The sequence below is a fragment of the Rhizobium sp. AN73 genome (genome assembly GCF_030757975.1).
Classification (GTDB): Bacteria; Pseudomonadota; Alphaproteobacteria; order Rhizobiales; family Rhizobiaceae; genus Agrobacterium; species Agrobacterium arsenijevicii.
Genome location: NZ_JARWME010000001.1, coordinates 680,276 through 706,027, shown reverse-complemented (window position 1 = coordinate 706,027; position 25,752 = coordinate 680,276). Strand labels below are relative to the sequence as shown.

At 59.6% G+C, this 25,752-nt stretch carries 23 protein-coding genes and 1 pseudogene; 17 read left to right on the top strand and 7 right to left on the bottom strand.

Translation table 11 applies throughout. The features are described 5' to 3' along the window. Nucleotides 1-78: 78 nt before the first annotated feature. On the top strand, nt 79-1,197 hold the full coding sequence (locus tag RBH10_RS03025; RefSeq protein ID WP_281039091.1) for a mandelate racemase/muconate lactonizing enzyme family protein: 1,119 nt from the start codon (nt 79-81) through the stop codon (nt 1,195-1,197). Nucleotides 1,198-1,241: 44 nt separating this feature from the next. Here the strand turns inward: RBH10_RS03025 and RBH10_RS03020 are convergent, their stop codons facing one another. Together RBH10_RS03020 and RBH10_RS03015 are read right to left on the bottom strand one after the other, a co-directional pair. After that, nucleotides 1,242-2,264, bottom strand: a complete 1,023-nt coding sequence (locus RBH10_RS03020; protein ID WP_281039092.1) for an LLM class flavin-dependent oxidoreductase — start codon at nt 2,262-2,264, stop codon at nt 1,242-1,244. A gap of 135 nt (nt 2,265-2,399) precedes the next feature. Beyond that, complete coding sequence (locus RBH10_RS03015; protein ID WP_281039093.1) at nt 2,400-3,311, bottom strand: LysR family transcriptional regulator; 912 nt, start codon at nt 3,309-3,311, stop codon at nt 2,400-2,402. A 234-nt stretch (nt 3,312-3,545) separates the two neighbouring features. Between RBH10_RS03015 and RBH10_RS03010 the strand changes: the two genes are divergently transcribed. The 13 genes and pseudogenes from RBH10_RS03010 to RBH10_RS02950 all read left to right on the top strand — a co-directional run bounded on the left by RBH10_RS03010 (nt 3,546) and on the right by RBH10_RS02950 (nt 17,819). Continuing rightward, nucleotides 3,546-4,754 (top strand): ABC transporter substrate-binding protein, encoded by a 1,209-nt coding sequence (locus RBH10_RS03010; RefSeq protein ID WP_045015731.1) that lies wholly within the window; start codon nt 3,546-3,548, stop codon nt 4,752-4,754. A gap of 14 nt (nt 4,755-4,768) precedes the next feature. Then, the gene (locus RBH10_RS03005) at nt 4,769-5,554 is read left to right on the top strand and encodes an ABC transporter ATP-binding protein (RefSeq protein WP_281039094.1); all 786 of its coding nucleotides are present in this window, start codon (nt 4,769-4,771) and stop codon (nt 5,552-5,554) included. Between the two features lies 1 nt (nt 5,555). Further along, nucleotides 5,556-6,258, top strand: a pseudogene (locus RBH10_RS03000) (ABC transporter ATP-binding protein). Between the two features lie 2 nt (nt 6,259-6,260). Then, nucleotides 6,261-7,148 carry a branched-chain amino acid ABC transporter permease gene (locus RBH10_RS02995; RefSeq protein WP_045015734.1) on the top strand — a complete coding sequence of 296 codons (888 nt, stop codon included), beginning with the start codon at nt 6,261-6,263 and terminating at the stop codon, nt 7,146-7,148. Between the two features lies 1 nt (nt 7,149). Further along, a complete protein-coding gene (locus RBH10_RS02990) occupies nt 7,150-8,157 on the top strand; it encodes a branched-chain amino acid ABC transporter permease (RefSeq protein WP_281039096.1) in 1,008 nt (335 codons plus the stop codon). A 75-nt stretch (nt 8,158-8,232) separates the two neighbouring features. Beyond that, complete coding sequence (locus RBH10_RS02985) at nt 8,233-9,828, top strand: GMC family oxidoreductase (RefSeq protein ID WP_281039097.1); 1,596 nt, start codon at nt 8,233-8,235, stop codon at nt 9,826-9,828. Between the two features lie 13 nt (nt 9,829-9,841). Then, the gene (gene mmsB, locus RBH10_RS02980; RefSeq protein ID WP_281039098.1) at nt 9,842-10,726 is read left to right on the top strand and encodes a 3-hydroxyisobutyrate dehydrogenase; all 885 of its coding nucleotides are present in this window, start codon (nt 9,842-9,844) and stop codon (nt 10,724-10,726) included. Next, nucleotides 10,723-12,678 carry an acetoacetate--CoA ligase gene (locus RBH10_RS02975; RefSeq protein WP_281039099.1) on the top strand — a complete coding sequence of 652 codons (1,956 nt, stop codon included), beginning with the start codon at nt 10,723-10,725 and terminating at the stop codon, nt 12,676-12,678. The genes mmsB and RBH10_RS02975 overlap by 4 nt, the downstream gene beginning before the upstream one ends. A gap of 4 nt (nt 12,679-12,682) precedes the next feature. Next, nucleotides 12,683-13,468, top strand: a complete 786-nt coding sequence (locus RBH10_RS02970; protein ID WP_281039100.1) for a 3-hydroxybutyrate dehydrogenase — start codon at nt 12,683-12,685, stop codon at nt 13,466-13,468. 123 nt (nt 13,469-13,591) lie between these two features. Continuing rightward, nucleotides 13,592-14,632 (top strand): helix-turn-helix domain-containing protein, encoded by a 1,041-nt coding sequence (locus RBH10_RS02965; protein ID WP_281039101.1) that lies wholly within the window; start codon nt 13,592-13,594, stop codon nt 14,630-14,632. Between the two features lie 278 nt (nt 14,633-14,910). Beyond that, the gene (locus RBH10_RS02960) at nt 14,911-15,078 is read left to right on the top strand and encodes a hypothetical protein (RefSeq protein WP_281039102.1); all 168 of its coding nucleotides are present in this window, start codon (nt 14,911-14,913) and stop codon (nt 15,076-15,078) included. 72 nt (nt 15,079-15,150) lie between these two features. After that, on the top strand, nt 15,151-15,378 hold the full coding sequence (locus RBH10_RS02955) for a hypothetical protein (RefSeq protein ID WP_281039135.1): 228 nt from the start codon (nt 15,151-15,153) through the stop codon (nt 15,376-15,378). A gap of 104 nt (nt 15,379-15,482) precedes the next feature. Continuing rightward, on the top strand, nt 15,483-17,819 hold the full coding sequence (locus tag RBH10_RS02950; RefSeq protein WP_281039103.1) for a glucose/quinate/shikimate family membrane-bound PQQ-dependent dehydrogenase: 2,337 nt from the start codon (nt 15,483-15,485) through the stop codon (nt 17,817-17,819). Nucleotides 17,820-17,897: 78 nt separating this feature from the next. Here the strand turns inward: RBH10_RS02950 and RBH10_RS02945 are convergent, their stop codons facing one another. The 4 genes from RBH10_RS02945 to RBH10_RS02930 all read right to left on the bottom strand — a co-directional run bounded on the left by RBH10_RS02945 (nt 17,898) and on the right by RBH10_RS02930 (nt 20,630). Then, nucleotides 17,898-18,398, bottom strand: a complete 501-nt coding sequence (locus tag RBH10_RS02945; protein WP_045015744.1) for a ferritin-like domain-containing protein — start codon at nt 18,396-18,398, stop codon at nt 17,898-17,900. Nucleotides 18,399-18,543: 145 nt separating this feature from the next. After that, the gene (locus tag RBH10_RS02940) at nt 18,544-19,770 is read right to left on the bottom strand and encodes an FAD-binding oxidoreductase (protein ID WP_281039104.1); all 1,227 of its coding nucleotides are present in this window, start codon (nt 19,768-19,770) and stop codon (nt 18,544-18,546) included. 107 nt (nt 19,771-19,877) lie between these two features. Next, on the bottom strand, nt 19,878-20,318 hold the full coding sequence (locus RBH10_RS02935) for a PPC domain-containing DNA-binding protein (RefSeq protein WP_281039105.1): 441 nt from the start codon (nt 20,316-20,318) through the stop codon (nt 19,878-19,880). A gap of 99 nt (nt 20,319-20,417) precedes the next feature. After that, a complete protein-coding gene (locus RBH10_RS02930; protein ID WP_281039108.1) occupies nt 20,418-20,630 on the bottom strand; it encodes a hypothetical protein in 213 nt (70 codons plus the stop codon). Between the two features lie 290 nt (nt 20,631-20,920). On the opposite strand from RBH10_RS02930, the gene RBH10_RS02925 reads away from it, so the two are divergent. From RBH10_RS02925 to RBH10_RS02915, 3 genes are read left to right on the top strand one after another with little or no spacing between them, the layout of a single operon-like run. Further along, a complete protein-coding gene (locus tag RBH10_RS02925; protein ID WP_281039109.1) occupies nt 20,921-21,751 on the top strand; it encodes an N-formylglutamate amidohydrolase in 831 nt (276 codons plus the stop codon). Further along, the gene (locus tag RBH10_RS02920; protein WP_281039110.1) at nt 21,748-23,625 is read left to right on the top strand and encodes a flavohemoglobin expression-modulating QEGLA motif protein; all 1,878 of its coding nucleotides are present in this window, start codon (nt 21,748-21,750) and stop codon (nt 23,623-23,625) included. The genes RBH10_RS02925 and RBH10_RS02920 overlap by 4 nt, the downstream gene beginning before the upstream one ends. An 18-nt stretch (nt 23,626-23,643) precedes the next feature. Beyond that, entirely contained in the window at nt 23,644-24,690 is a 1,047-nt protein-coding gene (locus RBH10_RS02915; protein ID WP_281039111.1) for a glutathione synthase, read from the top strand. Nucleotides 24,691-24,694: 4 nt separating this feature from the next. On the opposite strand, the gene RBH10_RS02910 is transcribed toward RBH10_RS02915, so the two are convergent. Then, nucleotides 24,695-25,714, bottom strand: coding sequence for an NAD-dependent epimerase (locus RBH10_RS02910; RefSeq protein WP_281039112.1), 1,020 nt, complete (start codon nt 25,712-25,714; stop codon nt 24,695-24,697). Nucleotides 25,715-25,752 lie beyond the last annotated feature (38 nt).

Genomic DNA, 25,752 nt, shown 5'->3' with positions numbered 1-25,752 from the left:
TATTCGGCGGCGCTTCGACAAGGGGCTTCCGTTTATTCCTCCCCAAAGGCCGCTCAAGCGTCGAGGAATTGACCGATCATGAAAATTACCGCTGTCGAACCTTTCATCCTGCATCTGCCGCTGACATCGGATTCGATTTCCGATTCCACCCACAGCATCACCCATTGGGGCGTCGTTGGCGCAAAAATCACGACGAGTGACGGTCTCGAGGGCTATGGTTTCACCGGCACCCATGCGCATCTGGCATCCGACAGGCTGATCACATCCTGTATCAGCGATTGTTATGCACCTCTGCTGGTGGGAGAGGATGCCTCTGACCATTCGCGGCTCTGGACGAAACTTGCCCGTTATCCTGCGCTGCAATGGGTCGGCCGGGCGGGCATCACGCATCTGGCGCTGGCCGCGGTTGATGTGGCGCTCTGGGATCTGAAGGCGAAAAAGGCCGGTGTGCCGCTCTGGCAATATCTCGGCGGCGCACACACCGCAGGGGTGGAAGCCTATAATACCGATATAGGCTGGCTTTCCTTCAACCTCGAAAATCTGCTGGCGGGCAGCGCCAGGGCGGTGGAAGAGGACGGGTTCACCCGCCTGAAACTCAAGGTAGGGCATGACGATCCGAATATCGACATCGCGCGCCTCGCCGCCGTGCGTAAACGGGTTGGCTCTTCCGTCAGGATTGCCATTGACGGCAACGGCAAGTGGGACCTGCCCACATGCCAGCGCTTCTGCGCAGCGGCGAAAGATCTGGATATCTATTGGTTCGAGGAGCCGCTCTGGTATGACGATGTGACGAGCCATGCGCGGCTGGCGCGGAACACGTCCATTCCCATTGCTCTCGGTGAGCAGCTTTATACGGTGGATGCGTTCCGGTCATTCATCGATGCGGGCGCGGTTGCCTATGTCCAGCCGGATGTCACCCGGCTTGGCGGCATAACCGAATATATTCAGGTCGCCGATTTAGCACTCGCCCATCGCCTGCCCGTCGTGCCGCATGCTGGGGAAATGAGCCAGGTGCATGTGCATCTGAGCTACTGGCATCCGGCCTCGACCATTCTCGAATATATTCCGTGGATCAAGGACCATTTCGAAGAACCGATCCATGTTCGCGATGGCGTTTACAAGCGGCCGGAACATCCGGGCGCCAGCACCACGCCTCTGGCCGAAAGCATCGCCCGTTATGGCAAATCGGTAAAATGAATGGCGGCGGCGCATGAGAATGCGCCGCCTTCAATTTAAACGGCTTAGCGCCAGCCGAGTGCGGGCGCCACCTGCTTGAGGATCGTCTCGATCACATGGGCGTTGTAGTCGACGCCCAGCTGGTTCGGTACGGTCAAAAGCAGTGTGTCGGCCTCGGCGATGGCTTCGTCGGCTTTCAGCTGTTCGATCAGCGCTTCAGGCTCGGCGGCATAGCTGCGGCCGAAGATCGCGCGGGTCTTGTCGTCGATATAGCCGACCTTGTCGTCACTTTCGTTGCCGTAACCGAAATAGGACCGGTCACGATCGTTGACGAGAGCGAAGATGCTACGGCTGACCGACACGCGCGGTTCGCGGGCATGTCCGGCCTCTTTCCAGGCGGCGCGGAAGGCACGGATCTGTTCGGCCTGCTGGACATGGAAGGGCTGGCCCGTCTCATCCGTTTTCAGGGTGGAACTTTGCAGGTTCATGCCAAGCTTTGCCGCCCAAACAGCTGTCGCATTGGAGCTTGAGCCCCACCAGATGCGCTCGCGCAGCCCTTCGGAATGCGGCTCCAGCCGCAGAAGGCCGGGCGGGTTCGGGAACATCGGTCGCGGGTTCGGCTCGGCGAAACCTTCACCCTTCAGAAGCTGGAGGAAGACCTCGGTATGCTGGCGTGCCATGTCCTCTTCGGTCTGGCCCTCGGCCGGGCGATAACCGAAGTAACGCCAACCGTCGATCACCTGCTCCGGCGAGCCGCGACTGATGCCCAGTTGCAGGCGGCCGCCGGCGATGAGATCGGCGGAACTCGCGTCCTCCGTCATGTAGAAGGGGTTTTCATAACGCATGTCGATGACGCCGGTGCCGATCTCGATGTTTTTCGTTCTGGCGCCAACGGCGGCGAGCAGCGGGAAGGGCGATCCCAGCTGGCGGGCGAAATGGTGCACGCGGAAATAGGCGCCGTCGGCGCCCAGTTCTTCCGCGGCGACGGCAAGGTCTATCGATTGCAACAGGGTGTCCGCAGCCGAGCGGGTCTGCGACTGGGGCGAGGGCGTCCAGTGTCCGAAGGATAGAAATCCGATCTTTTTCATGATGACCTTCCAAATGTTGGCGGATGCCGGCTATCTCAACCGGCATCGTTGTTGTCAGTCATATAAGGAACAGCGCGGATTCTCCAATCCGCCGCCCGTAGACACGGTGTCGCCGAAATGTGAACGATGGTCGTTTCAGGCAATCGTCTTGCGGATGAAGAGGTTTTCGTGGGCGCGCGCCGTCGTGAGGATGAAATCCATTAGCGAGCGCACACGCGGCACGTTGGCAAAGTCCTGATGGCTTGTCAGCCAGTAACCCCGCCGCAGTTCCACTTCACCGGCAAGCACCATCTGCAGGTCCGGGAAGCGTGCGGCGATGAAATTCGGCAATATGCAGAGCCCACGGCCGCTGAGGGTGGCGGTAAGCTGCGCGAAAATGCTGGATGACTGGAAGTTGGGCCGGAGGCCGGGCCACACGTCGCGCATATAATCGAGGCCGGGCGAGAAGATCAGGTCCTGCACGTAACCGATAAAGAAATGATCGGGCAAATCCTCGCGCCGGGTGATTTTCGGGTGGCTGGCGAGATAGGAGCGCGAGGCATAGATATGCAGCGTGTAATCGATGATCTGTTCGTTGATGTAGGGACCGGCTTTCGGCGGGTCGAGCGTGACCGCCACATCCGCTTCTTTCCTCGATAGAGCCATGATCTGCTGGATGGTCACCATCTCCACCATGATGTGAGGATGTGTGATGGCGAAGTCCTTTAGCCTCTCCACGAAGAAAAAATTGGAAAAACCCTCCGGTGCGCTGAGCCGCACCACGCCGCGCAGCAGGCTGCCACTTTCGGAAATATCCGACTGCAGCCTTTCCGCTTCCGCCTCGATACGCTCGACGGTATCGACGAGCCGCCGACCGACGGTCGTCAGTTCGTAACCGCGCGGGTTTCGCTCGAACAGCTTGGTTTTAAGCGAGAATTCCAGCCGGTCGATGTGGCGGGAGACGGTGGCGTGGCTGGTGCGCAGGCTTCGGGCCGCCGATGAGAGTTGCCCGGTGCGGGCCACCGCCAGAAAATATTGCAGGTCGTCCCAGGTAAAAGGGGTGGCCAATTTTGTCTCCCATCGCGAGTTCTGTTCAAAAATGAACAGTTCCTGTTCGCAATTTGATGATGCCCTGCTCTTGTGTCAACGGCCGAATTCGAGAAGTCTAAACAAGGAGGCGTTGCTTTGAGGAGGGTAGCGCGACCGTTTTGATGCAACATCCGGGAGACAGTCGCCACGCGGCTTCGTTCACCGTTGCACAGACCTATCTGAGGCTCGCAATCATCTCTGGGAGGAGAAGTCATGCGCAAGAGTATCATTTTATCCACGGCCATGGCACTGGCCGCCGGCACTGCCGCTTATGCTGCCGATATTTCTGACGGCAAGGTCAAGATCGGCATTCTGAACGACCAGTCTGGCGTCTACGCCAACTTCGGCGGCAAATACTCTTATGAGGCCGCAAAGATGGCGGTTGAGGATTTCGGCGGCAAGGTGCTGGGTGCGCCGGTGGAAGTAGTGACCGCCGACCACCAGAACAAGGCGGACGTCGCCTCCAACATCGCCCGGCAATGGTACGACACCGAACAGGTCGATTCGATCATGGAACTGACCTCGTCGTCGGTGGGCCTGGCCGTACAGGCGCTCTCCAAGGACAAGAAAAAGATCACCATCAACACAGGCGCGGCAACCACCGAGCTGACCGGCAAACAATGCAGCCCCTATGGTTTCCACTGGGCCTACGATACCTATTCGCTGGCGGTCGGCACGGGTGGCGCACTGGTGAAGCAGGGCGGCGACAGCTGGTTCTTCCTCACTGCCGATTATGCCTTCGGTTATTCGCTGGAAGAAAACACGGCCAACTTCGTCAAAGCTAATGGCGGCAAGGTGCTGGGTTCCGTGCGCCATCCGCTGGCAACGACGGATTATTCCTCCTTCCTGTTGCAGGCGCAGTCATCAGGCGCGAAGGTCATCGGCCTTGCCAATGCCGGTCTCGACACGTCAAACGCCATCAAGCAGGCCGCCGAATTCGGTATCGTCGCGGGCGGGCAGCGGCTTGCGGCCCTTCTCTTTACGCTTGCCGAAGTGCACGGCCTCGGTCTTGAGGCGGCCCAGGGCCTGACGCTGACGGAAGGGTTCTATTGGGACCGCGACGATGAATCGCGCAAATTCGGCGAACGTTTCAAGGAACGCACAGGTGCCATGCCGAACATGGTGCATGCCGGCACCTATTCCGCTGTTCTGCATTATCTGAAGGCCATCGATAAGGCCGGCACCGATGATGCCGATGCTGTCGCCAAGGCCATGAAGGAAATGCCTGTTAACGACGTGTTCTCGAAGGATGGCCATGTGGCCGCCAACGGCCGCATGATCCACGACATGTATCTCATGGAAGTGAAGAAGCCGGACGAAAGCAAGCAGCCGTGGGACTATTACAAGGTGCTTGCCACGATCCCCGGCAAGGAAGCCTTCATGGACCCCGCAAAAAGCGGTTGCCCGCTGGTAACGCAGTAAAAGGGGAAAACTTCATGACGATCGCTCCCGCCCTTGCCGGGCAGGCGGAACCCCGCGTCGTGCTTTCGGCGCGCGGTCTCTCCAAGACCTTCGGCGCATTCGCGGCCGTGAAGAACGTCGATCTCGACGTCCACCATGCCCGCGTGCATGCGCTTATCGGTCCGAACGGCGCCGGCAAAACCACGGTCTTCAATCTGTTGACCAAGTTTCTCCAGCCGACGGGCGGGGCGATCACCTTCATGGGAACGGATATAACAAGAACGTCACCCGACAAGGTGGCGCGGCTTGGCCTCGTACGGTCGTTCCAGATATCGGCGGTGTTTCCGCATCTGACGGTTCTGGAAAACGTGCGGGTGGCGTTGCAGCGGCCGAACAACCTTGCAACGCAATTCTGGTTGCCGCTGTCGTCGCTCGACGGGCTCAATGCACGCGCCGAGGAGCTGATCGCAATGGTTGGCCTGACACGGGAAAAACATGCACTTGCGGCCGATCTTTCCTATGGACGCAAACGCGTGCTGGAAATCGCCACCACGCTTGCGCTCGATCCGAAGGTTCTGTTGCTTGACGAGCCGATGGCCGGCATGGGTGGCGAGGATGTTGCGCATGTCGCCGATCTCATCCGTGAAGTGGCCAAAACCCGCGCGGTGCTGATGGTGGAACACAATCTGAAAGTCGTGGCGGATATCTGCCATCACGTCACGGTTCTGCAGCGGGGCGAAATTCTGGCGGAGGGCGATTATGCCGCCGTTTCCGCCGATCCGCGCGTGCGCACGGCTTACATGGGCACGGAGGAGGCTTGATATGGCGGCAATGCTTGAGGTCTCCAACCTGAAATCCTGGTACGGTGAAAGCCAGGCGCTGCACGGTGTCGATCTGACCGTCGGCGAAGGTGAAACCATCACCATTCTCGGGCGCAACGGTGTGGGCAAGACCACGACGCTGCGCACCATCATGGGCATCATCCGCAACCGCAAGGGCGTAATCAAGCTCGGGGGCAAGGATCTGATGCCGGTGCCGCTGCATCGCACGGCGAAATGCGGCCTCGGCTTCGTGCCGGAAGAACGCGGCATCTTCGCGACGCTGAGCGTCGAGGAGAACCTGAAGCTGCCGCCCGTCGTCGCATCCGGTGGCATGACGCTCGATGAAATCTACGAGTTGTTTCCCAATCTTTACGAACGTCGCACCAGCCCCGGCACCAAGCTTTCCGGTGGCGAACAGCAGATGCTCGCCATGGCGCAGAATCTTACGCACCGGGGTCAAGGTTCTGCTGCTCGACGAGCCGACCGAAGGGCTTGCGCCTGTTATCGTGCAGCGCATCGGCGAAGTACTGAAAACACTGAAAAGCCGCGGTATGACGATTGTTCTGGTCGAGCAGAATTTCCGTTTCGCCAGCCGCATCGCGGACCGTTTCTACCTGATGGATCATGGCCAGATGGTCAGCAATTTTCCGGTGGGCGAGCTTTCCGGCCGCATGGGCGAACTCAATAAAGTGCTGGGGGTTTAACGATGACGATGCTCTTCGGCGTTCCAATTCAGGCCCTGCTCGGGCAATTGCTGATAGGCCTTATCAACGGGTCGTTTTATGCGCTGTTGTCGCTCGGCCTTGCCGTCATTTTCGGCCTGCTGCGCGTCATCAATTTTGCCCATGGCGCGCAATATATGCTCGGCGCTTTCGTCGCCTTTCTCGGCCTGCAATATTTCGGCATCAATTTCTGGTGGGCGCTGGTGGTGACGCCGCTTGTCGTTGCACTTTTCGGCGCCATCGTCGAACGTCTCATGCTGTCGCGGCTTTATGATCTCGATCCGCTCTACGGGCTGCTCTTCACCTTCGGTCTGGCGCTGGTGGTGGAAGGCACGTTCCGCTGGCTTTATGGCGCTGCCGGTCAGCCCTATTCGGTTCCGCGCGAGCTTGCCGGCGGCACCAATCTCGGTTTCATGTTCCTGCCGAACTATCGCGCTTTTGTCGTCGTCATCTCGCTTGTCGCCTGCATCGCCACCTGGGCGCTGATCGAAAAGACGAGGCTCGGCTCCTATCTGCGCGCCGCGACGGAAAATCCGACGCTGGTGCAGGCTTTCGGCATCAACGTGCCGGTGCTTCTGACGCTGACCTACGCATTGGGTGCAGGCCTTGCCGGTTTCACCGGTGTTCTGGCCGCGCCGATCTATCAGGTCTCGCCGCTGATGGGCACCAACCTCATCATCGTCGTCTTCGCCGTTGTCGTGGTCGGCGGCATGGGTTCGATCATGGGCGCCATCGTCACCGGTTATATGCTGGGTATCGCTGAGGGCCTGACCAAGGTGTTTTATCCGGAAGCGTCCAACATCGTCATTTTCGTCATCATGGCCTTTGTGCTGCTCATCCGCCCCGCCGGACTTTTCGGAAAGGACGCCTGATATGTCCAAAGCCACCCATAGCCCCACTGCCGGTGCGATGCCGCAGACGCAGGTTTCAACGACCGCCGGAACCATCAAGACCGTGCTGATACTGGCGGGACTGGCCGTTTTGATCGCCGCGCCGATGTTCGTTTATCCAATTTTTCTGATGAAGTTGCTTTGCTTCGCGCTGTTTGCCTGCGCCTTCAATCTGCTGATCGGCTACACCGGGCTGCTCTCCTTCGGCCATGCGGCGTTTTTCGGCGGAGCGGCCTATTTCACCGCCTATTCGGTGAAGGAATGGGGCGTCACCCCCGAGATCGGTCTTGTGATCGGCATGGCGGGTGCGGCCCTTCTCGGCCTCGTCATCGGTTTCTTCGCCATTCGCCGTCAGGGCATCTATTTCGCCATGATCACGCTGGCACTATCGCAGATGTTCTATTTCTTCTGCCTTCAGGCGCCGTTTACCCATGGTGAGGACGGCTTGCAGGGCGTGCCGCGCGGCCACCTCTTCGGCCTTCTCGATCTCAATGCGCCGCTGAACATCTACTACACGGTGCTGGCCTTTTTCGTGCTGGCACTTCTCGTCATCTGGCGTTTCGTCAACTCGCCCTTCGGCATGATCCTGAAATCCATCCGCGAGAATGAGCAGCGCGCCATTTCACTCGGCTACAGCGTACAGCGCTACAAGCTCGGGGCCTTCGTCATGTCGGCGGCGCTTGCCGGTCTTGCGGGCGGCCTGAAGGCGCTGGTCTTCCAGTTCGCAACCCTGACCGACGTGGCCTGGCAGATGTCGGGGGAAGTTATCCTAATGACCCTGCTTGGCGGCATCGGCACCATGATCGGCCCGATCTTCGGTGCGGGTCTCGTCGTCGCGCTGCAGAACTATCTCGCGACATCGGATTTTCCCGTCACCATCATTACCGGCCTCGTTTTCATGGCCTGCGTTCTGGTGTTCCGGCGTGGTTTGATCGGTGAATTTTACGCTTCGCGGCTGGGACGAAAACTAGGGTTCCAGCACCGCAGCTAAAAGTCTTTTTAAAACAAGCAAAAGGCATCCTCTGCGCCCCGGACGGCGCGGCAAGGGCGCCGCATGGAGAAGAGCATGGGCGAATATGACTATATCGTCATCGGAGCGGGGAGTGCCGGATGCGTTCTCGCCAACCGCCTTTCGAAAGACCCGAACAACCGCGTCCTGCTGCTGGAAGCGGGCGGCAACGATAACTATCACTGGATCCATATTCCGGTCGGTTATCTCTATTGCATCAACAATCCGCGCACCGATTGGTGTTTCAAGACGGCAGAAGAGCCGGGGCTTAACGGCCGGTCGCTGATCTATCCGCGCGGCAAGGTTCTGGGCGGCTGCTCCTCCATCAATGGCATGATCTATATGCGTGGCCAGGCGCGCGACTATGACGTCTGGCGGCAGCTTGGCTGCGAAGGCTGGGGGTGGAACGACATCCTGCCCTATTTCCTGAAATCGGAAGATTTTTATCGTGGCAAGAGCGATGCACATTCCGCTGGCGGCGAATGGCGGGTGGAGAAGGCGCGCGTGCGCTGGGATGTGCTGGATGCCTTTCAAAAAGCGGCGGGGGAGGCGGGCATTCCCGCGACCGAGGATTTCAACCGCGGCGACAATGAGGGGGCCGGTTATTTCGATGTGAACCAGCGGTCCGGCTGGCGTTGGAATACGGCCAAGGCCTTTCTGAAGCCGGTGCTTGCCCGCAAGAACCTGACGGTTTTGACCAAGGCGCATGTCAAGCGCCTCGTCATCGAAGAAGGCCGGGTCACCGGCGTCGAGTTCCACCATGACGGTGTTTTGAAGAAGGCGCGTGCGCGGCGCGAGACGGTGCTTTCCGCCGGCGCGGTCGGTTCGCCGCATGTTCTAGAGCTTTCCGGCGTCGGCCGTGGCGATATGCTGCAGGCCGCTGGCATCGATACCGTGACGGAAGTTCAGGGCGTGGGCGAGAACCTGCAGGACCATCTGCAATTGCGCATGGTCTACAAGGTTTCCGGCGTTCTGACGCTGAACGAAAGGGCCTCCACCCTGTTCGGCAAGGCAAGGATCGGTCTCGAATATGCCCTGACCCGCTCCGGGCCGATGTCGATGGCGCCGAGTCAGCTGGGGGTTTTCACCCGCTCCTCGCCCGAAAAGGAAACCGCCGATCTGGAATATCATGTCCAGCCGGTTTCGCTCGACAAGTTTGGCGATCCGGTTCACACTTTTCCGGCCATCACGGCAAGTGTCTGCAATCTGCGGCCGGAAAGCCGAGGCTCAGTGCATGTGAAAGGACCGGATTTCGCCATGCAGCCGGAAATCCGCCCGAACTATCTTTCGACGGAAGGCGACCGCCAGGTTGCCATTGATTCCATGCGGCTGACACGCCGCATCGTCGCCCAGCCCGCCTTTGCCCGGTTCAAGCCGCAGGAATACCGGCCTGGCCCGTCTTTTGAAAACGACAGTGATCTGGCCCGCGCTGCGGGCGATATAGGCACGACCATATTCCACCCCGTCGGCACGCTTCGTATGGGATCGGATATGGAAAGCGTTGTCGATACGCGCCTGAAATTCCGCAAGCTTGCGGGGCTGCGCGTTGCGGACGCATCCATCATGCCGAGGATCACGTCCGGAAATACCAATTCACCAACGATCATGATTGCCGAAAAGGCTGCCGACATGATCCTTGCGGATAATCGTTGAGAGGAGCGCTCCCATGAAGACCGTCGCTTTTATCGGACTTGGGCATATGGGCCTGCCGATGGCAGCCAATCTCGTCAAAGCGGGTTTTACTGTCAGGGGTTTCGATCTTTCCGAAGCCTGCCGCGTCGCGGCGAGGGAGGCAGGCATTCCCGTCGCGGCGAATGCGGACGAAGCCACGGACGCGGCGGAGGTGATCATCACCATGTTGCCCAAGGGCGAACATGTCGTTGCTGTTTATGGTGATCTCGCCCGAAAGGTCTCAGCCGGCACGCTGCTTGTCGATTGCTCGACGGTGGATATGGAAAGCGCCCTGAAGGCGCACGAACTGGCCGCATCCGCCGGTTGCCCCTCGGTCGATGCCCCGGTCTCCGGCGGTACGGGCGGGGCCGCCGCCGGCACATTGACCTTTATGTGCGGCGGTGAGGCGCAAGCCTTTTCGGCGGCAAAACCGGTGCTGGAGGCGATGGGCAAGAAGATCGTGCATTGCGGCAAGGGCGGCAACGGGCAGGCGGCTAAGATCTGCAACAATATGATCCTCGGCATTTCCATGATCGCGGTTTCCGAGGCCTTTGTGCTGGGTGAAAGGCTCGGCCTTTCGCATCAGGCGTTGTTCGATGTCGCTTCCACCTCCTCCGGCCAATGCTGGTCGCTCACCACCTATTGCCCGGTGCCGGGGCCGGTGCCGACATCGCCCGCGAACAAAGATTACCAACCGGGTTTCGCCGCGGCACTGATGCTGAAGGACCTGAAGCTTTCGCAGGAGGCCGCTAACGGAACCGGGGCCTCCACTCCGCTCGGTGCTGCGGCATCGGCCCTCTATGAAAATTTTGTCGGTGAGGGCGGTGGCGGGCGTGATTTCTCCGCCATCGTCGAGATGCTGCGCGGGGGCGAGGCATGATGGACGCCACGCCGTCGGATATTTTGTGGGTGCCGCCAAGGGAAAGGCTGGAGCGCTCCTCGCTTTTCGCCTTTGCTGCAAGGACGTCGCCGCTGCACGGGTTAGCTGCTGATGATTATTCCGGTCTGCTGCGCTGGTCCATCGAAGCGCCGAATGCCTTTTACGACGCCTTGTGGGATGAACTCGGGATCATAGGCACGCGCGGAGAGAAGGCGTTCAAGTCAGGCGCGACGATCCGTGAGGCCGAATTTTATCCGGGCGCGAGGCTCAACTATGCCGAAAACCTGCTGCGCGATGCCGATGAGCGGCTGGCCATCATTGCACATCGCGACGATGGGGCAAGGCGCGAGATAAGCCGCAGGCAGCTTTATGAACGTGTCTCCCGTCTGGTGCAGGCGCTCGTCCATGCGGGCGTCAAGGAAGGCGACCGCGTCGGGGCCATCGTCACCCATGATATCGAGGCGATCGTCAGCTATCTGGCGGTCAGCGCCATCGGGGCCATCTGGTCGTCCTGCTCGCCGGATTTCGGCCCGGCAGGGGCCTCCGACCGCCTTTCGCAGATCGATCCAAAAATCCTCATCGCCGTGCCGGAATATGGTTATGCCGGCAAGCGCATCGATGTCGGCCCGACCATTCGTGCGGTGGCGGAAAGCGCTGCGCCTCAAAAGATCGTGCTGATCGGCGATGCCGTTCCCGCCAGCCTTTCCGATCTCGGCTGCGTGACGTTGCATGATTTCGTGACACCGTTTGAGCCGGGTGAAATCGCGTTCAAGCGGCTGCCGGTCAAGGCGCCGCTGGCGATCCTTTATTCCTCCGGCACCACCGGCAAGCCGAAATGCATCACCCATTCCGGTGGAGGCCTGCTTCTTCAGCACATGAAGGAGCAGAAGCTGCAATGTGATATTCAGCAGGGGGAGCGCTTCTTCTACTTCACCACCTGCGGTTGGATGATGTGGAACTGGCAGGTCTCCGGTCTGGCGCTTGGCGCAACGCTTGTGACCTATGACGGCAATCCCGGTTACCCAACGCCCGCGCGGCTGATCGATCTCATCGACGCCGAACGGATCGCGACCTTCGGAACCTCGGCCAAATTCATCGACGCCTGCCTTAAGGCCGGGCTAAAGCCGCGCGAAAGCCACGATCTTTCTTCGCTTAGGACAATCCTTTCCACCGGCTCGCCGCTCATCCCGCAATCCTTCGATTATATCTATCGCGACTGGAAGGCTGACGTGCATCTCGCCTCCATTTCCGGCGGTACTGACATCTGCGCCTGTTTCCTCGGGGGCAATCCGCTGCAGCCGGTTCATCGCGGCGAGTTGCAGGGCGCGATGCTGGGCATGGATATCGATACGCTGGATGACGAAGAGCGTTCCGTGCGCGGCGTTGCCGGCGAGCTTGTCTGCCGCAATGCCCATCTGTCCATGCCGGTCAAATTCTGGGGCGATGAGGACGGTTCGCGGTATCAGGCCGCCTATTTCGATCGGTTCCCCGGCATCTGGGCGCATGGCGATTTCGCCGAAATGCGTCCATCCGGTGGATATGTCATCCATGGCAGGTCGGACACTACACTCAATCCTGGCGGGGTTCGCATCGGTACGGCGGAAATATATCGCCAGGTGGAAACCGTGCCGGAGGTCGAGGAGGCGATTGCCGTCGGGCAGGATTTTGACGGCGACCAGCGAGTTATCCTCTTCGTGCGCCTGAAGGACGGGGCTGAGTTGACGGAGGCGCTGGAAAAGACCATTCGCACTCGCATCCGCTCAGGCGCCACGCCACGGCACGTTCCGGCAAGGATCATCGCCGTCACTGCCATTCCCCGCACCCGCTCGGGCAAGATTTCCGAAATTGCTGTTCGTGACACCATCCATGGCCGGCCGGTAAAAAACGTCGATGCGCTCGCCAATCCCGAAGCGCTCGATCTTTTCCGCAACCTGCCGCAGCTGAAGGACTAGGCCGATGGAGGATCAACCGAAAACCGTTCTGGTCACGGGTTCCACCAGCGGCATTGGGCTGGCCATCGCCAAGCGCTTTGCCGAGGCGGGATTTCTGGTCGCCGTCCATGGCATAGAGACGCCGGAGGAAGCGACGCAGGCCCTGGAGATGGTTGCGCAGGTGGCGCAGCACAGGCCGGTCTATTTTTCCGCCAATCTCGCGAAATATGAGGAAAGCGCGCATCTGCCGGACACCGTTATCGCCGAGTTCGGTCACATCGACGTGCTCGTCAACAATGCCGGCATCCAGAAGGTCGCGCCGATCGACGAGTTTGATTTCGCCGATTTCTCCCGCATCGTCGCCATCTCGCTCGACAGCGCTTTTCACACGATCCACGCGGCGCTGCCCGGTATGAAGGAAAGGGGTTGGGGTCGCATCGTCAATATCGCTTCCGCGCATGGGTTGCGTGCCTCACCCTTCAAGGCGCCTTACGTGGCGACCAAACATGCGGTGGTGGGCCTGACAAAAAGCGTGGCGCTGGAGGTGGCCGAACTCGGCATTACCTGCAACGCCATCTGCCCCGGTTACGTCTGGACGCCGCTCGTTGCCACGCAGGTCGCCGATCAGGCGCGGGTGCACGGTATGAGCGAGGAGGACGTGGTGAAGAAGGTGATGCTTGCGCCGCAGCCGACGCGGCGTTTCGTGCAACCGGAGGAAGTGGCGGAAATGGCGCTTTATCTCTCCGGCGATATGGCCCGTTCCATCACCGGCACGACCATTTCCATTGATGGCGGCTGGACCGCGAAATAATTCCGGAGCACTCGTCTTTAGCGAACCATCTCGCCTGCTTCCGGTATTGTTAGGCGATTTCAATACTGTATAGTTTTCGTGGACGGCGGGGGTCAGCGCCGTGTTCACGGAACAAGCGGTAGAATGAACACAGGGTTTTTTGAAGCTCCGTTAGCGCGCTCGCGTTTCGATACGCGTCAGGTGCCGAAGCGTGACGCCATGGCGCTGTGGCGGGATTCGATCAACGTGCTTTTTGATGCCCGCCTGCGCAGATCGCAGGATGACGGTTTCTTTGCCAGTGTTGATGCCGCCTTCATCGGCAACGTCGCGCTGGGTCGCACCCAGTCCTCGGCGCAGGATTTCGACCGCTCGCGCCATAAGCTTGCCCGGGACGGTATGGACGGGTTTCTCCTGCAATTTTACGCCAGCGGACAAAGCATGTCGCGGCGCGGCTCGGGCGAGACCGCCGGTCCCGGAGACCTCTACATCATCGACATGGCGCAGCCGCTGGCCACCGCAACCACGGATCACGATCATCTGAGCCTTGTCGTGCCGCGCCGGCTGCTGGAGGGCAGGCTTGTCGGTTCCGGCAACAATCATGAGCGCGTGCTGCCGGCCGGTCTGCCCCTGGTATCGCTGCTGCGGGAAACGATGACGAGCGTTTACCGCCATTTCGACGTCATGAATGCCAATGACGGTGCGGCCACGGTCTCGCCGCTTTTGGAACTGGCCGCCGCAGCCATCAATAATCATGTCCGGGAAGACAATGCGCAGGGCGTTCAGCGTGCGCTTCGGGCATCCATCCGGCGTTACATCGACAATCACCTTCTCGATCCTGCCCTGTCGGTGGACAAGGTCATGGGCGAATTCGGCGTATCGCGACGCACCGTCTACCGGCTTTTCGAACCGCTGGGTGGGTTTTCGGCCTGCATTACCCATCGGCGCCTTGAGCGGGCGATGGATTTCCTGCGAGCGCCGCAGTCGGCCCATATGACGGTTGCCGAGGTGGCTGCGTCCTATGGCTTCACCAATCCGGAAAATTTCAGCCGCGTTTTCAAGAAGACCTTTGGCCTGTCGCCGCGCCAGATGCGGCATTTCGCATCGGAAAACCGCGAGATCACGCCGGATATTCTCAAACCCGATAGTGCGGAATGGACGCGGTGGATCGTGCAGCTCGGCCGCTGACGCGATTGTTGCGGAGCCGATCTGACACTGTGTGACGGATTGTTGGCACAATCCGACCATTCGTTCCGCCTGCGCCGTTGCAGGGATGCGCTCGCACGGCGGGCGTGCCACAGTATGAACGTTGTTTTTAATCGATATTTTGCCTGACAATCATGATGTTACGAATCCTCAATTTTCTGGAGATGCTGCCCGTATGGCGGGTGCGTCGCCGCGACACGAAAAAATATCTCTCAGGGGCTGGTGGCCATTGCGAATTTGAAACTGCGGGACCACCGTTGTTGCTGGCAATTTCTGAAATCCCGCCGGACACCCCATGCGAAACGGAAGATGCCGATGCCCGGCGGCCGGTTTCCTGGCTGGGGCTAGGGCAGAGTTTCAGCGCAGTCGATGAGGGGGACGGTGCCGGTTCGGATACATCCCGTCTTCCGGTCATCGAGTACGGCTGAAGCGGATTCCGGCGTCTGGAACAAACTGCGGCCCTGTGGATTGAATCGACAGGGTTACAGGGAGTGAAAGACATGGCCAGAGAAAATGCCAGCTATCTTGGCGGTCGGCACGATCCGAAAAACGAGACGGCAATGCGGGCGCGACAAGGGGTAAAAGGACGGCCCGTTCTTGTCATTTTGATTGTCAGTCTGCTGCTGGCGCTGGTGGTTTGGACGGTCGTCGAATATTCGGTTTTCGAACCCGATGGGAACCTGCAAAGCGCGCAGACGGAGACAACGCCAACGCCGCAAAACCCATGACCACCATGCCGTGAAATTTTTCACGGCAAATGATGAGTTTGTATGGAACCAGATTGCCCCCAATTTCATTTCACGCAAAGTGACAGGAATCGGGGGTTTCATTCATGGCAGTCACCGTTACTGCGATCGTTCTCTCGCTGATCGGCCTTGCGCTGTTCGGTTTCGGCTCTCAGCTCGTCATGCTGGGCGGGAGCTTCTACTACGTCCTTTCCGGTCTGGCCTTCCTGTTGACGGCCATTCTGCTGTTCAAGCGCAACCGCGCGGCTCTCCACGTCTATGCCGTCTTCATCGTCGCAACGCTCGCCTGGGCTGTCTGGGAGGTGGGCTTCGACTGGTGGCAACTTGGTCCGCGTGGTGGCATCGTCATTCTCATCGGCCTGTGGCTGCTGATGCCGTGGGTCAGAAGGCCACTCGGTTTTTCAAGCCCGACCGGGCTGAACTACGGCCCGAATGCCTGGCCGCTGGCGCTGTCGGTTCTCGCCTCCATCGTGGTGGCGGGGTATTCCATGGCGCAGGATCCGCATGACAAAGCAGGTTCCTTATCCGAGGAGAAGGTGGCGTCCGCGCCAGTCTATGGTGGCAATGTGCCTGACGGTGACTGGCATCAATATGGCCGCACACCCTATGGCCAGCGTTATTCGCCGCTGACGCAGGTCAATGTCGGCAATGTTTCGCAGCTGAAGGAAGTCTGGCGTTACCAGACCGGTGATGTGAAGCTGCCGGATGACATTGGTGAAACCACCTATCAGGTGACGCCGCTCAAGGTTGGCAATACGCTTTATATCTGCACGCCGCACAATTGGGCGATTGCCATCGATGCCGCCACCGGCAAGGAAAAGTGGAAATACGACCCGAATGTCGGCCTCAACCCCGACCGTCAGCATCAGACGTGCCGCGGCGTTTCCTATTATGCCGAACCTAACGCTGCGCAGGGAACGGCATGCGCCGAGCGCGTTTACCTGCCGACCTCGGATGCGCGGCTGATCGCTCTTGATGCGGCGACCGGTCAGGTCTGCACCTCCTTTGCCGATCAGGGTGTGCTGCATCTCGAACAGGGCATGAAATACAATCCCGCCGGTTATTATTATTCGACCTCGCCCCCTGTCATCGCGGCGGGCAAGATCATCATTGGCGGCGCGGTGAACGACAACTATTCCACACAGGAACAGTCCGGCGTTATCCGCGCTTTCGATGTCAACACCGGCGCTCTTGTCTGGAACTGGGACTCCGGCAATCCGGAAAAAACCGAACCGATTGCGGCAGGCGAAACCTACACCACCAACTCGCCGAACAGCTGGTCCGTGTTGAGCTATGACGAGGGCCTCGGCCTCGTTTACGTGCCGCTCGGCAATCAGGTGCCGGATCAGCTCGGAATGGGTCGCAGCGAGAGCGTGGAGAAATATTCCTCCTCAATCGTGGCGCTCGATATCAATACCGGCAAGGATCGCTGGGTGCGGCAGACGGTTCACCACGACCTGTGGGATATGGATGTACCGGCCCAGCCGGTGCTGCTCGACATCACCAAGGACGGCCAGACCGTTCCGGCGCTCGTCGGTCCCACCAAGCAGGGCGATATCTACGTTCTCGACCGGCGCACCGGCGAGCCGCTTCTGCCGATCACGGAAGAACCGGCGCCGGGTGGCGCGATCCCTGAGGACTTCAGCTCGCCCACGCAGCCAACGACGGCGTTGTCGTTCAAGCCAGAACCGCTGAAGGAAAAGGACATGTGGGGCGTCTCCATGTTCGATCAGCTTGCCTGCCGCATCCGCTTCCATCAGTTGAACTACAAGGGCCGCTACACGCCGCCTTCGCTGACCGGCTCGATCATCTATCCGGGCAATTTCGGCACGTTCAACTGGGGCAGCGTCGCGGTCGATCCCGAACGTCAGGTCATGTTCGGCATGCCGACATACCTTGCCTTCACCTCGCAGCTCGTGCCGCGCGCCGATATTCCGCCGAAAGGTCAGGACGAAAAGGGTAGCGAGCAGGGATTGAACCGCAATGACGGTGCGCCTTATGGTGTCTTCATGGGGCCGTTCCTCGGTCCGCTGAAAATCCCCTGCCAGGCGCCGCCATGGGGTTATGTCGCGGGTGCCGACCTGCGCACCGGCGATATCGCCTACAAGCACAAGAACGGCACGGTTTATGACATGACGCCGCTGCCATTGCCCTTCAAGGTGGGCGTGCCGGGTATTGGCGGGCCAATGATCACCAAGGGCGGTGTGGCCTTCCTCGGTGCTGCTGTCGACAACTATCTGCGCGCCTATGACCTCACCACCGGCAAGCAGCTCTGGGAAGCGCGCCTGCCGGCTGGCGGTCAGGCAACGCCCATGACCTATGCACTGGATGGCGGCAAGCAATATGTGGTGATGGTTGCGGGTGGCCACGGTTCCGTCGGAACCAAGCCGGGCGATTATGTGATTGCCTATACCCTGCCGTAGATTGCGGCGGCTTCAGGCAAATGAAAACCCGGAATGGGCGACCATTCCGGGTTTTTGCTTGTGCGGCTAAAGACGGGATCATGCCGCCTTTTTCTGGGCAGCCGCATTGATCGAGGTCTTGGCGAGTGACGTCAATGCGTCGTCGGTCTTGGCTTCTTCCTTAAGCGTGGCGTCCAGCAGCGAAACGACATTGCCGTGTCCGAGCTTTTCCGCCCAGGCCTTCAGGGTGCCGTAACGGGCGATCTCGTAATGTTCGACCGCCTGGGCCGACGAGATGAGACCGGCATCGAGAGCCGCCGTACCCTTGAAATCGTCCATGATCTCCTCGCCTTCGGCGATGATGCCCTGGATCGCTTCGCAGGTCTTGCCATGCGCCCGCTTGCCGATGATCTCGAACACTTCCTGAAGTCGTTCGATGTGACCCTGTGTTTCTTCCTTATGCTTTTCAAAGGCCTGTTTCAGCTTCGGATCGGTCGCCGCCCGCGCCATTTTCGGCAGGGCTTTCAGGATTTGCCTTTCGGCGTAATAGATATCCTTCAGCGTGTCGTAAAACAGGTCGTCGAGTTTCTTCTCGGCCATTGTTCCTTCTCCCATGTGTGGAAATGCGTGATGTGCGCCCATGCGCACGGGAGACAAACCCTTCGCCGTCCCTATGGTTCCGGCTCCGTTGCGCGCAACGTTTATATTGCCGCGGCAGCTCCGCCCACATACGGGTGGACCGGCGTCAGCCGAAACGGAAGAGATCGGCATCGGGGTCCTTGCCGCCATTGACGGCGGCGGCGACGATCTCGGCAGCGATCTGGCTGAAGGTGATGCCGTTGCCACCAAAGCCCATGACGGCATAGACGTTTTTCATGCCGGGAACGGCACCGATCAGCGGCAGGCCGGTGGTGGTCGTGCCAAAGGCCGCCGCCCAGCGATATTCCGGTTCACCGATGTCGACGCCAAGAAGCTTTTCGATCTTGCGGCGGATGGTCTGCGCCTTTGAGACAAGCTTTCCTTCCGACAGGTAGGAGGTGGGATTCTCCTCATCCTCGCCGCCGGCAATCAGGCGTCCGTCGCGGTCGGTGCGCAGGTAGAGATAGGGATCGGAAGCCTCCCAGACGATGTGGCTTTGCAGCCAGTCCGGTAGATCCATGCCCTTCGCACTTGCCAGCGCCCAGGTGGAGATGATCTGGTGTTTCGGGCTTTCAAGCGATTTCAGGAATTCGTATCCGGTGCAGAAAATGACATTGCGCGCGGAAAGGATTTTGCCCTGCGCGGTGGCGACGACCACCTTGTCACCGAGATTTCTGAGATCGGTGATTTCAAGTCGCGAGATGATCTCTGCGCCTGCGCCCGCCGTGTGGCGCAACAGGCCTGCCGTCAGTTGCGCGGGATTGGCGGAGGCCGAAATATCGCTGAGGATGGCCCCTGTCCGTTCTATGGCATAGTCGTTTCCAAGTTTCGCGGCGGTGAGGAAACGGGCTTTGATGCCAGCCTCTTCGCGCGCTGCCGCTTCGGCCTTCAATGCGCGCGAACCCATTTCATCTCCGGCAAGATAAAGCGCCTGTTTACGCGCCATGCCGCAGGAAATGCCGAGTGCGGAGACGATTTCTTCCAGTCGTAGCACGGCGCGTGCGGAACGTTGCCATGCCCTGTCGGCAGCATCCTTGCCGATCATCTTTCTGAGTTTCGTAAGCGGCGTGTCAATCTCATGCTGTATCATCGCGGTGCTGGCGACGCTGCTGCCCATCACCGGGTCACGCCGGTCGATGATCAGCATGGATTGCCCCGGTCTCTGCAACGCGTGGGCCACCAGCGCGCCGCTGATGCCGGCACCGACGACAATCGTATCGTAATGGTCGGAACTTGGGGTATTTCGGGTGCGGATGCCAATGCGCGTCGTGTCGGCCCAAAGGGGTTTCGATTCCCTGAGGTCACGTTCCCTTGTCAATTCTGATGTCGGCATGAAATTGTCCTGAACGGTGTTCGCCAAGCGGGCTGCGGCCGAGCCGCCACCACGCGTGCCCCTTAATGAAGATACAACGCCGTGGGGTTTTCCCGGTTCCGTTCCGTCTATTTAGCGGGATCGATGAGGGCGATGCCGAATTCCCGGCGGTAACTGCGCCGCAATTGCGCAGGCGTTTCGCGGATGACGACTTCGAGCGTTGGCCGCACCACGCCCTTCAGAAAATGGCCGCCTCGCGTCGACCCGTCGGCGAAGCCAAGGACGACGTGCAGATGCGGATTTGGCGTGTCGTTCTCATCGAAGGTAATATCGCCAAGCAGACTCAGAACCTCGCTTTGCTCCGTCACGGGTATTTCCCTATATTCCCGCGTCGGGAGATCGAAGAAGGCGAGTGTCGCCGTCGCAAAGGCACCGATTGCGGTCACCGAGGCGGCATTGATGTTTTCGGCCTTGGCAAAATGCCGGATGGCCTCGAATGCCTCTTCTTCCGGGTCGAGGACGAGAATGAAGGTGCGTTCCGCGCCGCTTGCCAGCAATCTGCTTTTCATGGGGGGCTCCTTGAAAAAATGCCGCCAGCTGCCAGCCGCGCGGCGTTGACGGCTGCCATATCTGTTTTCTTCCTGTTGATCTGGCCGGACTCTCCGGGTTCAATCGGAATTCACCGAAGGTAGAAAAAACTCCACGTTGTTGCGGTGTTCTTCGTCGAGGCTTTCGATGTTCGTTTGCCAGAAGGTCGCGGCTTCCGCCGGTTCCTGCTCGTATTGGCGCACGAAGGTCTTGTTGTCGTCGATCATGACCTCGCGCGTGCCACCGAGCCGCAGATATTCTTCTGCAAGTTTTCGGCTTTCGGTCTTTTCCATGTCGCTGCTCCTTGTGCGTGGAAAGCCGGGGACGGAGGATGCCGGATGGGTAAGAAGCTCGGCTGCCATTTCGTTGGCCACCGGGAGAAAACGGAAAAATCCCAGTGTTCTTCGGCGCCATCGCGTCCGTTTGACACGGCGGTACTCCTGCGGGAACAACGTTAGTTTTCCGGTATGGTTCCGCATTTTTTCAGGCGGCCTCATAGCCGGGGCCAAATGCATCGTGCGCAATTTTTTGCCGGAACAAACGGGCAAGTCGTGCTGTTTTATCCCTGATGCAGGGAGGCAGCATGGCAGCCAGACAGAGCGACGGCGAATACCACGGTAACAACGAAAACGAGGGTTTCTGGTCGATCGACTTCGGCAATTCGCCTGTTATCGGCACGGCCATCCATGACGGTCATTTCATCCGCCCTGACATAGTCGACCTGATGGCTCTCTCGCCGGAAAAACGGCTGAGAGAAGAGGATCCCTTTACCGGCGAGATGATCGCCGGATTGACGAACCGCATCGTCGTTCACCATTCACGTTTCGAAATTGATCTCAACCGCGCCGCTGATCAGGCGATCTATCTGAAGCCGGAACAATCCTGGGGGCTGGAGGTCTGGAAACAGGCGCTACCGGAAGAGGCTAGCCGGCAATCGCTCAATTTTCACGCCGATTATTACGCGATGCTTGAAACAGTTCTCTCAACGGTCGAGCGGCGGCATGGGGCGTTTGTCGTACTGGATGTGCATAGCTACAATCATCGCCGACAGGGCGCCGCCGCCCCGCCGACGGCACAGGCGGAAGCGCCCGATATCAATATCGGCACCTTTTCCATGGATCGCAGCCGCTGGGGCGACATCGTCAGCGCGGTTGGTCATCATTTCGCGTCGGCAACCATCGGCGGGCGCCGCCTCGATGTTCGCGAGAATGTGGCCTTTCAGGGCAAGGGGGAGCAGACACGGTTCATTCACGAGCGTTTTGCGCAGAACGGCTGCGCCATTGCGGTGGAGTTCAAGAAGTTCTTCATGGACGAGTGGACCGGGCAACCGGATGCGCGCGTGGTGTCGGATATTCGCGATACGATAACCGCCCTTCAGCCGGTTCTCGAAGAATGCCTGAGGACGCGACGATGAACCTGTCCCCGGTCCGTGCCGCGCCTTCGCCGATTGTCCAACTGGTTGATGACGTCGTGTCCTGCCTTGAGGCCGGCAAGGCGATCCGTCGTGATGTCGGAAAAGATGGCAGGCTGCATATCGACCGGCCGCTGCCTTTCCTCTGCCTGCATCTGACCGGCGGCACGAAAAATCTCGCTGCTCGCGACATTGCTTCGGCGCATGCGTCTTATCTCATCGCATCGACGATTCAGGAGGCAGCGCAGTTGATTGAGGCCGTGGGTGCTGTCATGCGCCAACGCTTTGGCGCCTTCATGGTTCTCGACATCGGCGAGCTGGAACATGACATTCTGCTCGCCGACGATTCCCCCTTCCTGCCGCATTATGAGGTTTCCGTTTCGGCGACGGATGAGCCCGAAATGCAGAACGCCCGCCGTGTTTTCATCAAGGCGGTGTGCGATGCCGAAGTGCGGTTTCGCACGCCGCGCATCACCCGGCCGGAACCGGATGCCGATCCGATCCTCAGATTTCAGAATGCCGGGCTTGATTTTCCCTGCATCAGCGTGCGTTTCGCGCCGATCTACCGCCAGCCGGAATCCGGTGCCGATTATCCGGGCCTGCGCGAGACGATGATCGCGGATCTTTTCGATGCCGGCCTGCAGGCCTTTTCGTCATTCGCTTCAGGCAAGGATGCCCTCAAAGTCACCAGCCACCGGGCGCTCGGCCGCAAGGCCTTTGTCGATGCCGTCCGGCGTGCGGACCGCTCGGTTGACGAGATTGTTTCTTCCTTCGATTTTCTTCTGTCGGTCACGCCGATCAATGCTCGCCGGGCCTTCGAAGAGTTTCGCGACAGCAGCTTTCAATATGCGCCGCACCTGCTTTACCGGCCGCTAGGCGTCGATGTCGAGGAGCAGAAACGCAAGCTCTACTCCGTCGTTTTCGATCATCTGGAAGACCCGGTGCTTTACCATCTCTATCGGGAGAAACAGCAGGAGATCGATCTGCAACTAACGATGCTGGCCAGTCTGCACCATCGCACCTTCACCGATTTCTCCCGCGCACTTTACGGCGCCGTTGAACCGGCGCTTTTGACGCTGGCGCTTCGCGTGCTTGCGGATTGTCCGCGCAAGGATAATGACGGCGAAATCGCCATGGTCGATTGTTACGCGGTTGCCAAGAAGTCGCGCGAGATGGTCGATGCCTATCTGGTGGAGGAGCCGGAATTCAAGGCGCGCGTCGAGATCAGGGACGACCTGCCGCCCGGCCTGATGGTGACGGGCGAGAAGCTTCTCATCTCCCGCCACACCGTCATGGAACAACGCCGGGTCGAGGCGCTGCTGTCACATGAGATCGGCGTACACCTTCTCACCTATTTCAACGGTTCGTCTCAGGGCTTGCGGCTCTTCCGCACTGGCCTTTCCGGTTACGAGGGCGTGCAGGAGGGGCTGGCCGTGCTGGCGGAACACTTGGCCGGCGGCATGACACGCGAGCGCCTGCGGTTGATCGCCGGCCGCGTCGTCGGCTGCGCCGCCATGCTGGATGGTGCGACTTTCGTGGAGACGTTCCGGACCATGACGCATGAGCATGGTTTTGACGAAGCCGGCGCCTTCAACATGGTGCTGCGCATCTATCGCGGAGGTGGTCTTTCCAAGGACGCGATTTATCTGCGTGGGCTGGCGGAGGTGCTGGAGCATCTGCGCAAGGGCGGAGCGCTCGATCCGTTCTGGATGGGCAAGATCGCCGCCGCCCATTTCCCTGTCATGCAGGAGCTTGCCTTGCGCGGCCTGCTTCGCCCGCCGGGCGTACGGCCCGCTTTTTTGCTGCCGGCCAAGGCCAATGAGCGGCTGGAAAAGATACGGGCGGGATTATCCATCGCCGAACTGGCGACACTATAACATTACAGGAGGGGCTTCATGCGTATCGCATTTTTCGTCAATTCAATCGAGACCGAGGGACCGAACTATGCCACCGGTCTGCTGGCCATGGCCGCGCTCAATCGTGGTCACGAGGTGGTCTATCTCACACCGGGCGACTTCACTCTTCGGTCGGATGACAGCCTGACCATTCATGCCTCCGTGCTGCCAAAAGGGAAGTACAAGAAGGCCGACGCTTTCCATGCCGCCCTTCAGGACAAGACGCTGGAGCGGCAGACCATGGATGTGGAAGAAATCGATGCGCTGATGTTGCGCAACGACCCTTCGCTTGACCAAACGACGAGGCCATGGGCGGTGCATGCCGGCATTCTGTTCGGAAGGCTTGCCGAACAGCGCGGCGTCGTGGTTCTGAACGATCCCGAAGGCCTGGCGCTGGCGCAGAACAAGCTCTATTTCCAGAGCTTTCCCGAAATCGTTCGCCCGACCACGATCATCTCACGCAATGTCGATGAAATCCGCGCTTTTGCCGATGCGCATCCCAAGGGTGTCATCGTCAAGCCGCTGCAGGGCTCCGGCGGCAAGAACGTGTTCAAGATCGGTTCGAGCAAAGAGGCCAATCTCAACCAGATTTTCGAGGCGGTCAGCCTTGAAGGTTATCTGATCGCGCAGGCCTATCTGCCGGCCGCAAAGGACGGCGATATCCGCTTTTTCATGATGAATGGCAGGCCGCTGATGCGTGACGGCCAATATGCAGCACTTCGCCGTGTGCCGGCGAAAGGCGATCTGCGTTCCAACATTCACGCCAATGGCACCGCCGAGGCCGTGAAAGTGACGGACGAAATCGTGGCGCTTGCCGAAATGATGCGGCCGAAGCTGGTGGAAGACGGCATGTTTCTGGTCGGGCTCGATATTGTCGGCGACAAGATACTGGAGGTGAACGTGTTTTCGCCGGGCGGACTTTCCAACATCCGCGACCTCACCGATATCGATTTCAGCGATACGATCATCGAGGCCGTGGAAACCAAGATCGCCATGCAGAGCGCCTCGGGCGGCGTTCTCTCCAACAGATTGCTGGCGACCTTGTGAACTATTACCGCAGCTCGGCTGACTGCATGTCACGATACCAGGCGACGAGGGCCCTGATGCCCTCTTCGACCGGGGTTTGCGGCACGTAGCCGGTCAAGGCCTTGAGAAGATCGGGCGAGGCGAAGGTGCGGGGAACGTCTCCCTGCTGCATCGGCAGCATGTTGCGGATCGCCGGCCTGCCGACAGCCTTCTCGACCGTCTCGACGAAGTGCATCAGCTCCACCGGCTGGCCGCCGCCAATATTGACGATGCGGAAGGGTGCGTGGTGCGACAGTGTGTCGGTCACGCCTTCCTGCGTCACCCGGTTTTCCTCTGACGGAATGATCTGGCTCAGCCGGACGATGCCTTCGACCAGATCGTCGATATAGGTGAAGTCGCGGCTCATGTTGCCTTGACCGTAAATATCGATCGGCTGGCCGTTCGAGATGGCGTCGACAAATTTGATCGGCGCCATGTCCGGCCGTCCCCATGGTCCGTAAACCGTGAAGAAGCGGAAGGCTGTGGTCGGCAACTTGTGGAGATGGGCATAGCTGTGCGCCATCAGTTCCATCGATTTTTTCGTGGCCGCATAAAGCGTCATCGGCTCGTCGGCCTTGTCGCTTTCCGCAAAGGGTATTTTTTCGTTGGCGCCGTAGATGGAAGAGGTCGATGCCAGCATCAGGTGTTTGACTTGTAAATTCCTGGCGAGCTCCAGCATGTTGAACGAGCCGATGAGATTGGAATCGATATAGGCGCGTGGATTTTCAAGGCTGTAACGAACACCCGCCTGTGCCGCGAGATGGATGATGATCTCCGATTCGGCAGCCTCAGCCGCCCGCTTCAGAGCATCCGTATCTTCCAGCATGCCGATCTCGGCCCGGAAACCGTTGGAGCGGGAGAGGATGGCGTGGCGTTTTTCTTTCAGGCTGACATCGTAATATTTCGTCATGCCGTCGAAACCGGTCACGAAGTGGCCGGCATCGAGCAGCCGCTTGGCAACGTAAAAACCGATGAAGCCCGCGGTGCCGGTAACCAGATAACGCATGATGACTATATCCCAAATCCGTTGGTGCGTTTGCGGCC